The organism is Ruegeria marina (assembly GCF_900101475.1).
GTDB lineage: Bacteria > Pseudomonadota > Alphaproteobacteria > Rhodobacterales > Rhodobacteraceae > Ruegeria_B > Ruegeria_B marina.
Window position 1 is genome coordinate 63,352 of sequence record NZ_FMZV01000021.1, and the last position, 9,780, is coordinate 73,131.

Below are 9,780 nucleotides of genomic sequence, written 5' to 3' on the forward strand. Positions count from 1 at the left end.
GGCCAATGCGTCGATCAGCTTCCACGGACCAGCGCGCATCTCGGGTTCGAAGAACAGCAGTTCATCAGCAGCAGACCCGTCCCAGAAGCCCGGATGCGGTGCTGGTCAGGATGTCGCTCACGCGGGGATAGCCAAGGCCGATCCAAAGGCCGACCTGCGTCTCTCCGGTCTTGAGGCGGGCTTTGAACGTGTTGGTCGGAACAGGCATGACAGACCTCACTCGAAGGAAATGGAGACGGAACCGAACGCGCCAAAATCGGCGTCGATCACGGTGCGGGGGGGGCATTCCAGCGGTGCGATGAAGCTGCCGGACAGGATGACCTGCCCCGCCTCGATCCGCTGGCCGTATTGGTGCATCCGGCGCGCCAGCCAAACGATACCCATCACCGGGTCGTCCAGCACGGCTGCGCCAAGGCCGGTCGCCACGACCTCGCCGTTCTTGCGCAGGATGGCGCCGGTCCATCGCAGGTCATGCGCGTCCGGCGCGTGGCGCGCGGCCCCCAGGACGATCCCGGCATTGGCAGCGTTGTCGCTGACGGTGTCGAAAATCACCCGCGCCTTGCCCGTCGCCGGATCGGCCCGCAGGATGCGCGTGTCGAGGATTTCGAGGCTGGGGACCACGGATTCGGTCGCGGCCAGCACATCCGCGCGGGTGACATCGCCCTCCAGCGGTGCCTTCATGACAAAGGCGATCTCGGCCTCGACGCGCGGCTGGATGAAGCGGCCCGCGGGCACGGTGCCGCCGCTTTCGAACAGCATGTCGTCGTACAGCACGCCACTGTCCGGCGTGTCGATCCCCAGCGCGTCCTGCATGACCTTAGAGGTCAGGCCGATCTTCCAGCCGATGATCTTGCGCCCTTGCGCCAGTTTTTGCGCCATCTGCGCGGACTGGATGGCATAGGCGTCGTTCAACGTGATTTGAGGGTGGCGGATGGACAGGAGGCCGATCTGTCGGCGGGTTTCCTCGGCGCGCAGCAGGTCGGCGGCGGCCTGTTTTATGTCGGCAGGCGTCATTCGTCCCTCACCCCGTTGCGCAGGATGCCGATACCCTCGGCTTCAACCTCGATTACGTCGCCGGGTTTCAGCCAGATCGGCGGTTCGAACCGCGCCCCGGCGCCTGTCGGCGTGCCGCAGACAATCACGTCGCCCGGAACCAGCGTGGTAAAGGTCGAGACGTAATTCACGATATAACGAAAGTCGTACATCATCCGGCCGGTGCGATCCCGCTGGCGCACCTCGCCGTTGACCCGGGTTTCCAGCGCGATGTCGTCGAGTTGCCCGGCCCGCTCGAACGGCACGATCCAGGGCCCGATTGACCCCGTGCTGTCCCAGTTCTTGCCTTGCGTGACGTTGAATTTGGCATGGCGCACCCAGTCACGGATCGTGCCCTCGTTGCAAAGGGTCAGGGCGGCAATGTGGTCATAGGCGTCTTCGCGGGGGATGCGGCGACCGCCTTTGCCGATGACGATGGTAACCTCGCCTTCGTAGTCGAGTTGCTCGGATTCCGGCGGACGCACAAGATCCTGACCATGTCCGACGAAAGAGCGCGGAAAGCGGATGAACATCGACGGATAGGATTTCGCGTCCGTCGTGCCGTCCTTGTATTCGGCGTTGCGGTCGGGGAAGTTCACGCCGATGCAGATCAGTTTTTCCGGGTTGGCGATGGGGATCAGGTACGTCACCTCGTCCTCGCGCCAGGACGGCGCGCGGCCCTCGGCGGCGGCGACCAGATCAAGCAGCGCCCCGGCCTCGATCACCTCTTTCAAGCCTTTGAAACGGCTGCCGAACTCCGGCGTGAGGTCGATGATCCCGTCCTCGGTCACGACGCCGTAGCGATCCGCGCCATTCACGTGGAACGCCGCGATGCGGGTGGGTGTGGATGCCATTTCGGACTCCTCAGGCAATTCCGCCGAAGCAGAGATATTTGATTTCAACGAACTCCTCGATCCCATAGCGCGACCCTTCGCGCCCGAGGCCCGAGGACTTGATGCCGCCAAAGGGCGCTTCGGCGGTCGAGATCAGCCCGGTATTGATGCCGACCATGCCATATTCCAGCTGCTCTCCGACGCGCCAGGCGCGGGCCAGATTGCGAGTGTAGAAATAGCTCGCGAGCCCGAACTCGGTGTCGTTCGACAGCGCCACTACCTCGGCATCCGTGTCAAAACGGAACAGCGGTGCGACCGGGCCAAAGGTTTCCTCGCGGGCGATTGCCATATCTTGCGTGACGCCGGTCAGAACCGTCGGCTCAAAGAAGGTACCGCCCAGGGCATGACGCTGGCCGCCCATCGCGACCGAGGCCCCGTTTGCGGTGGCGTCGGCGATGTGTTCCTCCACCTTGGTCACGGCATTCGCGTCGATCAACGGGCCAAAGACGGTGCCGTCGTCCAGGCCGTCGCCGACCTTGAGCGTGGCCAGTTTGGCGCCCAGCTTCTCGGCAAAAGCGTCATAGACCCCGGTCTGCACGTAGATCCGGTTGGCGCAGACGCAGGTCTGGCCGTTGTTGCGGAATTTCGAGATGATCGCGCCGTCGACCGCCGCATCCAGGTCGGCGTCGTCAAAGACGATGAAGGGCGCGTTGCCTCCCAGTTCCAGCGCCAGTTTCTTGACCGTGGGGGCGGATTGGCGCATCAACTCGATCCCGACCTCGGTGGAGCCGGTGAAGGTCAGCTTGCGCACCGTGTCGCTGGCCGTCATGGCCCCGCCGATGGCGCGGGCCGAGCCGGTCACGACCGAGAACAGCCCCGCAGGCAGGCCTGCTCGTTCCGCCAGAACCGCCAGCGCAATGGCCGAGAACGGCGTTTGGCTGGCCGGTTTCAGCACCATGGCACAGCCCGCCGCCAGCGCGGGCCCGGCCTTGCGAGTGATCATCGCGTTGGGAAAGTTCCATGGCGTGATCGCCGCGACCACGCCGATGGGCTGCTTGATGACCACGATGCGCTTGTCCGGCGCATGGCCGGGGATGACATCCCCATAGACGCGGCGGGCCTCTTCGGCGAACCATTCGATGAAGGAGGCGCCATAGAGTATTTCGCCCTTCGCCTCGGCCAGCGGCTTGCCCTGCTCCATTGTCAGGATGCGCGCCAGATCGTCGGCGTTTTCGACCATCAGATCGTACCACCGACGCAAGACGGTCGCGCGTTCCCTGGCGGTTCGCAAGGCCCAGGCCTTTTGGGCGGTCTCGGCCGCGGCGATGGCCGCGTCCGTCTCGGTGGCGCCGAGGTTTGGCACATGGCCGATCACCGCGCCCGTCGCCGGGTTCGTAACGGCGATCGCACCCTTCGCGGCAGGAACCCAGTCGGCACCGATCAGCGCTGCTTCTTTCAACAGCGAAGTATCCTTCAGCATGACCGTCACGGCGCGATGATGGGGGACGCGCCGAGGGTCGACTCGGACGGCTCCAACCCCTCGAAGGTCGAACCATGCTCGAACCAGCTGCGCGGCGCGGGCGCGCCCCACAGGGTCTGGCGCTGCGGGTCCTTGAGGTCCCACTTGATCGCTTCGAGATCGGGGTCGACGGTCTGATAGTCCGAGCAATAGATCTCGATCCGGTGGCCGTCGGGATCGAGGATGTACAGGAAGAACGCGTTAGAGATGCCGTGCCGCCCCGGGCCGCGCTCGATGTTGGCAAGGTAGCCGGTGGTCGACATCAGATCGAGCAAGTCGATGATGTTCAGCGGCGTCGGTACCCAGAAAGCGGTGTGGTGCAGGCGCGGGCCCAGCCCGTTGGTGAAGGCGATGTCATGTACGCCGCCCTTGCGGTGGGTCCAGGCGGCCCAGAGACGCCGGCTTTCCTCGTCCTCGGTATATTCCGTCACGCGGAAGCCGATTTCGTTGTAGAAGCCGACCGCGTCGTCGACATTCGGCACAAAGCAGTTGAAGTGGTCGATGCGCAGCGGCTTCACACCCTTGTAAAGCGCGTATTTCTGGTGGATCGGCTCAAGGCGCTCCATCTTGAAGTAGAACTCTATCGGCATTCCCAGATGGTCATGCGTGGACAGTGTGCGGCCCTGGTAGGCGCGCTCGACCCATGCGGTCTTGTGGCCGCGGGCCTTGAACCACGCCTCGGCCTTGTCCAGCTGGTCCTCGTCAAAGACCTTGAAGGACAGGGATTTGACATGCGCGGCGTCGGATTTGTGCAGGACCATGCAATGGTGGCCACGTTCCTCCATGGCGCGCAGATAGACGGTGTTCGCGTCCTCGTCGGTGATCTGAAGACCCAGCGTGTCGACATAGAACCGCTTCGACGCGGCAAGATCGGTCACGCCAAAGTCGACATGGCTCAGGCGGATGATGTTGAACGGAGGATAGAGGTTCGGGGCGGGAATGGGCATGTCGGTTTTCTCTTTTCTAACAGATTGCAGGCCGGTGTTTTGTGCCGGCCCCTAAACAGGGAAGATCACATTGGTCTGGCCGGTGCCCGACGAGGGGAAGTACTCGGTCACGACCTCGCAGTGCTTGTCGTATTTGTCCCAGCCAAGCGCACCATAGAGCATCGCGGTGTCGTGCATCGAGCCTTCGCCACAGCAATACTCGGCGTATTCGGGCAGCATCTTGAGGAAAGTCGCGTGGTCGCCGCGCTGCCACATATCCAGAACGTGCAGGTCCATCTGGCGGTTGAACTCGGAACTGATGGTGAAGGTGCCGTTATTTGCGGCATAGTCCTTGTTCGCCCAGATCTTGTGGCTGAGGCTGCCGCTGGCGACAAGCAGAACCTTGCTGTCGGACTCCTCGACCGCCTTGCGGATTGCCTCGCCCACGACGCGGCTTTCCTGATGGTCATGCACGGTACACCAGGCGGCGATGGAGACCACCTTCATCTCATGCGCGCGGCTCATGAACCGCATCGGCACGAGGCTGCCGTATTCCAGCTCGAGGCTGTCAAGGTGATGCGACAAGGTATAGACGCCCATGTCGGACGCGATCTTGGCGATCGCATCGCCGAGATCCGGATTTCCCTGGTAGTCGTATTCCATGTTCTGGATGAACTGCGGGAACTCGTTCGAGGTGAACAGCCCCTTGAAGCGGCTGTTCGCGTTGATATGAAAGCCCGCGTTGATCACCCAATGCGTATCGCAGATCACGATGGTATCCGCGCCCAAAGCCTTTGCCCGACGGGCAATTTCCATATGTCCGTCGATGGCCGGCTGGCGGGTGCCCTTGATTGGCCCCTCCTGTTCGGACATCAGCATCGTCGGCACATGGGTGCATTTGGCCGCAAGAACGATCTCTCCCATGGTTTTATCCTCCCTATGGGTCATGGTGCAAAAGTTGGAGCGCGCGTTTCCAGTCGTTTGAACCCCTGACGAAGTTGCGGCTCAGCCGCCCAGTTTCGGAATCTTGTGGCTGGCGCGGGGGAAGCTGACGTTCACCGTCTCCATGTAGAAGTTGAACGACCAGTCGCCGCCGTCGCGCCCGATGCCAGACGCCTTGACCCCGCCAAAGGGCGCCGGAAGATGGCGGATGTTTTCCGAGTTCACCCACATCATGCCGGCCTGCAATTCATCGGTCATGCGCATGGCGCGGTTCAGGTCGTTGGTCCACAGATACGCCGCCAGCCCGTATTGCACATCATTGGCGATGCGCAGGGCGTCCTCCTCGTCCTTGAAGGGGATCGCGGTGAGGACCGGGCCAAAGATCTCTTCCTGTGCGATGGCCATATCGTTCGTGGCCTGCGTGAACAGCGTCGGCGCGACATAGCACCCCTGGTCGCCCACCTTCTCGCCACCCGCTGCAATGGTCGCGCCCTCTTCGCGCGCCTTGTCGAAGTAGGACAGCACCTTGGATTCATGCTCCGGGTGGATCAGCGGGCCGACCACGGTCTCGGGGTCCAGCGGATGACCGACCTTGATACGTTTTGCCACAGCGGCCACGCGGTTGCAGACTTCTTCGTAAATGGTGTTCTGCACCAGCAGGCGGCTCGACGAGGTGCAGCGCTCGCCATTGAGCGAGTAGATCATGAAGGTCGCGGCATCCACGGCACGGTCGATATCGGCGTCGTCGAACACGATGACCGGGTTCTTGCCGCCCAGCTCGAAATGCACGCGCTTCAGCGTCTTGGCCCCCTGCGCCATGATCATCGAGCCCGTGCGGCTTTCACCGACAAACGCAATTGCCTTGATGTCCGGATGTTCGGTCAGGCGCTTGCCCGCATCCTCGCCAAAGCCGTTGACCACGTTCAGTACGCCCTTGGGCAGGCCCGCGCTTTCGGCGATTTCCACCAGCAGTTTCGCGGTCATCGGGCTGAACTCGGCGGGCTTGTGCACCACGGTACAACCCGAGGCCAGCGCCGGCGCGATCTTCCACGTCGACAGCATGAAGGGCGTGTTCCAAGGGGTGATCACCCCCACCGGTCCGATCGGGCGGCGCGAAGTGGTGTTCATCTGCGTCGGCGTGCGCGTGACTTCGCCATTCTCCGCATGCGGCGCCTGGTCTGCGAAGAAGCGGAAGTTTGCCGCGCCGCGAATGGCCGCCTTGGACATGAAGCGCAGCGCCTGGCCGGTGTCCATGCACTCGGTAAAGGCAATCTCCTCTGCGCGGGCCTCGATGGCCTCGGCAACCTTGATCAGGATCTTGCGGCGCTCGGCGCCAGGCATCTTTGACCAGGCCGGAAACGCGGCCTTGGCGGCGGCTACGGCCGCGTCGATATCCGCCTCGCCACCCTTGGCGACAACCGCCAGCTTGCCCAGATCAACCGGAGAGATCGTCTCGAAGGTCTTGCCGGAAATGGCGGGTACCGATGCACCGTCGATATGGTTCATCACACCTTCGGCGGCAAAACGGGCCATGTAGTCCTTGGCCTTGGCGATATTGCATTCAAGGGTCATTGATCAGTCCTTTTTCGAAAGCCGAAAGTGGATCGGCGTGTCTTTCCAGCTGATGGCCGGGCCCGGAGACCCGAACGCGAATACACGGGGCTTGGATGCGGAGTCCGCGCCCCCGTAGGGGTCAAAGCGGTCCTTGCGGCCTGCCGCGCATTCGATTGGCGGATGGGGCATCGACTCATTTCCTCCTCATTATCTTTAACGTGTTAAATATATAGGCACTTGTCAATAGATAACTTGTTAAATATTTTGTCCGGACCCCAGGGAGGTTGATCAATCCATGGCTGAAGCAAGAAAAAACGAGGCGGTAAGTCTGTCCAGAACCCGCCGCACCCTGCCCATCGCTCTGCTTCGGGCCCGCGAACAGTTGATGGACCGGTTTCGCCCAATGTTGTTGTCGCATGGAGTCACCGAACAACAGTGGCGCGTTCTGCGCGTTTTGAATGAAAACGCCGAAATGGATGCGACCGATCTGGCGGAAAAAGCCTGCGTTCTGGGACCCTCTCTGTCGCGGATCATCAAGGCTCTGGAGGCGCGCGCCCTGATTCACGTCGGCAAGCACCCCAAGGACGGACGCAGGGCGGTGATCAAACTGTCGCACGAAGGGCAGCAATTCGTCGAAACCGTCGCGCGCGAAAGCGCGGCGATTTACAAGACGATAGAAGCCAAGGTCGGCGCCGACCGTATCGGAAGCGTTCTCAACGACCTCGAGGAGCTGACCGCGGCGCTTCAATCCCCTGACTGAACCGCCCAAAACCGGCTGCATCAGGCGCAGTTCAGCAGTAGACGACCTGGAAATCGGTGCATTCTGCAAGACCCTCGTCTCCGAATTCCACTCCAAAGCCCGCGGATTTGACTCCGCCAAAGGGAATGTTCGGCTGAATGATGCCATGGGGGTTGATCCAGACCGAACCGGATTCCATCTGCACAGCGATAGAGTTTTCTTTCTCGACATCGCTCGACCAGTCGGATCGTTGCGATCAGCGTATAGGGTGAGGGTTTGATCACGACAGTATTGCCGAGCCGCAAGGCCGGCAGGATGTGCCAGACGGCGACCAGCTGGTTCAGACTATCTACCAGGTCGCGCAGCTCCTTTTTACCAAAGGCCACCACGATTTCGCGATAGACGGCCTCGGCACTGACCGCGACCGTCATCAATGATTGCTTGCGCGGCCGGCGTGACGCGCCACGGCTTGTGTCGACGATCCGTGCTTTCTGCCGGCTCAACGAGGCCGCGCGCAACAAGATCCGGCATGATGCGCGACACCGAGGACGGCATCTGCACACAGCCTTCGGCCAATGCACGCGATTCCAGTGGTTCTCCGGCGGCCAGCGCGGGCAGGCCGCGCCATTGCGGCTGGCCGAGACCAAACCTGATCCGCAAACGGTTTGAAGCGATGAGAGGTCGTGATCCGCGCTCGCGACAGTGCGATCGGCTAGGCCGCCTTGATGCGTCTGAATTCCTGTCCAGGCTGTTTCGCACTGATGTCTCTTCCTTGATGAATTCGGCAGCACGGGCACCGATCATGATGCTGGGAGCGTTGGTGTTGCCGAACACGAAGTATGGCATGACGGAGGCATCCGCAACACGTAGTCCTTTGACACCATGCACCTTCAGTCGGAAGGTCGACGACACCGGTATTGTCTTCGGCCGCGCCGATTTTTGCCGTACCGACCGGATGGTAGACCTTCCCGGCTGAAGCGCGGACATGATTGATCCGCGCCTCGCAGCTATCTGCATCTGCGCTCGGCATGCAGCGCTTGCTCAGCACCCCCTTCGGCGCGGGTTGGGCCAGATGCGGCAGCGCCAGACGCAGCCCCTTGAGCGACAGGTCCGCGTCGTCCGGATAGGTCAGCACGCCGCCGTTAAAAAGCCTTGGCCGCAGGCCAGTGCCGTTCCTTATTCGTGGCGTTATTGCATAAATCAGCCAAGCGGCGGACGTTCCCTTTCCCCGGACGGATTTACTCTACGGGCATGGTGACGGGTATGCCAAGCGCGGTGTAGCCGTTCAGCACGGCGATGCGGACCTGCAATTCCGCGGCCTGGCGATCGAAGTCTCGAGCCATCAGTGACTGACCAAGCAGCTTGATACAGTTCATCCTAGACTCGACACGGCTCCTGCGGTGATAACCGCTCCATCGTCGCCAGATAGCGCGACCCAGGTACCTTGAGGCACGCAGAGCTTCGTTACGTGCGACGGCGCCCGGGCTCGTCGGTTTCCACGGCTTGGCGTTTCTTCGGGCCGGTATGACAGCGGCAGCGTTTCGAGCGGCAATTGCTTCGTGGCACTTTCGGGTGTCGTAGGCACCGTCGGCGGTGACGCTACTGATCTGCTGATCCGGCGGGATCTGCTCCAGCAGTTCCGGTCGGACAGGTGCATCTGCGATGTTGCTTCCGGTGATCTCGACGGCCCGGACTTCCAGCGTTTCTTCATCGATGCCGATGTGTATCTTGCGCCAGATACGTCGTTTTTCGCCACCATGCTTGCGGGCGTTCCAATCCCCTTCGCCTTCGTCCTTGATGCCGGTGCCGTCGATGAGCAGGTTCAGTGGTCCCTTGCCGCCACGATAGGGGATGCGAACGTTCAGCGTTCGTTGACGGCGGCACAGGGTACTGAAGTCCGGTACCACCCAGTCCAAACCGACAAGCTTAAACAGGCTTTGCACGACCCCCGTCGTCTGGCGCAACGGCCTGCCGAAGAGCACCTTCATTGTCAGACATGTCTGAATCGCCGCGTCGCTGAAGCTCGGTTGTCGGCCACGCTTGCCTGTCGATGGTGGTCGCCAGGTCATCTCTGGATCAAACCAGATCGAAAGCGATCCGCGCCGCTTCAACGCTTCATTGTAAGCCGATCAGTTCGTGGTCTTGTACCTCGTAGGGGCCCAACTCCTCATACCATCCAGCTATCATGCTGGATTCATGCGGTGAATCCCTCAGCTGATTTGTGCAACAACGCCC

The 9,780-nt window shown here is 61.9% G+C and carries 10 protein-coding genes and 2 pseudogenes; 1 reads left to right on the top strand and 11 read right to left on the bottom strand.

Going from position 1 to position 9,780, the window contains the following annotated elements:
* Positions 1-64: 64 nt before the first annotated feature.
* The 7 genes from BLT75_RS24485 to hpaE all read right to left on the bottom strand — a co-directional run bounded on the left by BLT75_RS24485 (position 65) and on the right by hpaE (position 6,824).
* A complete protein-coding gene (locus tag BLT75_RS24485) occupies positions 65-208 on the bottom strand; it encodes a hypothetical protein (RefSeq protein WP_176828161.1) in 144 nt (47 codons plus the stop codon).
* Between the two features lie 8 nt (positions 209-216).
* Complete coding sequence (gene hpaH / locus BLT75_RS21260) at positions 217-1,014, bottom strand: 2-oxo-hept-4-ene-1,7-dioate hydratase (RefSeq protein WP_093036913.1); 798 nt, start codon at positions 1,012-1,014, stop codon at positions 217-219.
* A complete protein-coding gene (locus BLT75_RS21265; RefSeq protein ID WP_093036916.1) occupies positions 1,011-1,886 on the bottom strand; it encodes a fumarylacetoacetate hydrolase family protein in 876 nt (291 codons plus the stop codon). The genes hpaH and BLT75_RS21265 overlap by 4 nt, the downstream gene beginning before the upstream one ends.
* A 10-nt stretch (positions 1,887-1,896) precedes the next feature.
* A complete protein-coding gene (locus tag BLT75_RS21270) occupies positions 1,897-3,345 on the bottom strand; it encodes an NAD-dependent succinate-semialdehyde dehydrogenase (protein WP_093036919.1) in 1,449 nt (482 codons plus the stop codon).
* A 5-nt stretch (positions 3,346-3,350) separates the two neighbouring features.
* Positions 3,351-4,331 carry a 3,4-dihydroxyphenylacetate 2,3-dioxygenase gene (gene hpaD / locus BLT75_RS21275; RefSeq protein WP_093036922.1) on the bottom strand — a complete coding sequence of 327 codons (981 nt, stop codon included), beginning with the start codon at positions 4,329-4,331 and terminating at the stop codon, positions 3,351-3,353.
* A 51-nt stretch (positions 4,332-4,382) separates the two neighbouring features.
* On the bottom strand, positions 4,383-5,234 hold the full coding sequence (gene hpaD, locus BLT75_RS21280) for a 3,4-dihydroxyphenylacetate 2,3-dioxygenase (RefSeq protein WP_093036925.1): 852 nt from the start codon (positions 5,232-5,234) through the stop codon (positions 4,383-4,385).
* 81 nt (positions 5,235-5,315) lie between these two features.
* Entirely contained in the window at positions 5,316-6,824 is a 1,509-nt protein-coding gene (gene hpaE / locus BLT75_RS21285; protein ID WP_093036928.1) for a 5-carboxymethyl-2-hydroxymuconate semialdehyde dehydrogenase, read from the bottom strand.
* 277 nt (positions 6,825-7,101) lie between these two features.
* Here hpaE and hpaR point away from each other — a divergent pair, with 277 nt between their 5' ends.
* The gene (hpaR, locus tag BLT75_RS21290; RefSeq protein ID WP_093036931.1) at positions 7,102-7,566 is read left to right on the top strand and encodes a homoprotocatechuate degradation operon regulator HpaR; all 465 of its coding nucleotides are present in this window, start codon (positions 7,102-7,104) and stop codon (positions 7,564-7,566) included.
* Positions 7,567-7,586: 20 nt separating this feature from the next.
* On the opposite strand, the gene BLT75_RS25310 is transcribed toward hpaR, so the two are convergent.
* From BLT75_RS25310 to BLT75_RS21305, 4 genes and pseudogenes are all read right to left on the bottom strand, one after another.
* Positions 7,587-7,976 carry an aldehyde dehydrogenase family protein gene (locus BLT75_RS25310; protein WP_143028620.1) on the bottom strand — a complete coding sequence of 130 codons (390 nt, stop codon included), beginning with the start codon at positions 7,974-7,976 and terminating at the stop codon, positions 7,587-7,589.
* On the bottom strand, positions 7,918-8,562 hold the full coding sequence (locus BLT75_RS25315) for a GMC oxidoreductase (RefSeq protein ID WP_425441152.1): 645 nt from the start codon (positions 8,560-8,562) through the stop codon (positions 7,918-7,920). The genes BLT75_RS25310 and BLT75_RS25315 overlap by 59 nt, the downstream gene beginning before the upstream one ends.
* A pseudogene (locus BLT75_RS25320) lies at positions 8,507-8,680 on the bottom strand (hypothetical protein); the annotation flags it as partial. The pseudogene BLT75_RS25320 and the gene BLT75_RS25315, both read right to left, overlap by 56 nt.
* A gap of 103 nt (positions 8,681-8,783) precedes the next feature.
* Positions 8,784-9,716 (bottom strand): annotated as a pseudogene (locus tag BLT75_RS21305) (IS5 family transposase).
* Positions 9,717-9,780: the final 64 nt, after the last annotated feature.

What these genes read in the sequence shown, in the direction of transcription:
- BLT75_RS24485 (WP_176828161.1), bottom strand. Translation starts at nt 208, where the DNA reads ATGCCTGTTCCGACCAACACGTTCAAAGCCCGCCTCAAGACCGGAGAG.
- hpaH (WP_093036913.1), bottom strand. Translation starts at nt 1,014, where the DNA reads ATGACGCCTGCCGACATAAAACAGGCCGCCGCCGACCTGCTGCGCGCC.
- BLT75_RS21265 (WP_093036916.1), bottom strand. Translation starts at nt 1,886, where the DNA reads ATGGCATCCACACCCACCCGCATCGCGGCGTTCCACGTGAATGGCGCG.
- BLT75_RS21270 (WP_093036919.1), bottom strand. Translation starts at nt 3,345, where the DNA reads ATGCTGAAGGATACTTCGCTGTTGAAAGAAGCAGCGCTGATCGGTGCC.
- hpaD (WP_093036922.1), bottom strand. Translation starts at nt 4,331, where the DNA reads ATGCCCATTCCCGCCCCGAACCTCTATCCTCCGTTCAACATCATCCGC.
- hpaD (WP_093036925.1), bottom strand. Translation starts at nt 5,234, where the DNA reads ATGGGAGAGATCGTTCTTGCGGCCAAATGCACCCATGTGCCGACGATG.
- hpaE (WP_093036928.1), bottom strand. Translation starts at nt 6,824, where the DNA reads ATGACCCTTGAATGCAATATCGCCAAGGCCAAGGACTACATGGCCCGT.
- hpaR (WP_093036931.1), top strand. Translation starts at nt 7,102, where the DNA reads ATGGCTGAAGCAAGAAAAAACGAGGCGGTAAGTCTGTCCAGAACCCGC.
- BLT75_RS25310 (WP_143028620.1), bottom strand. Translation starts at nt 7,976, where the DNA reads ATGACGGTCGCGGTCAGTGCCGAGGCCGTCTATCGCGAAATCGTGGTG.
- BLT75_RS25315 (WP_425441152.1), bottom strand. Translation starts at nt 8,562, where the DNA reads ATGCAGATAGCTGCGAGGCGCGGATCAATCATGTCCGCGCTTCAGCCG.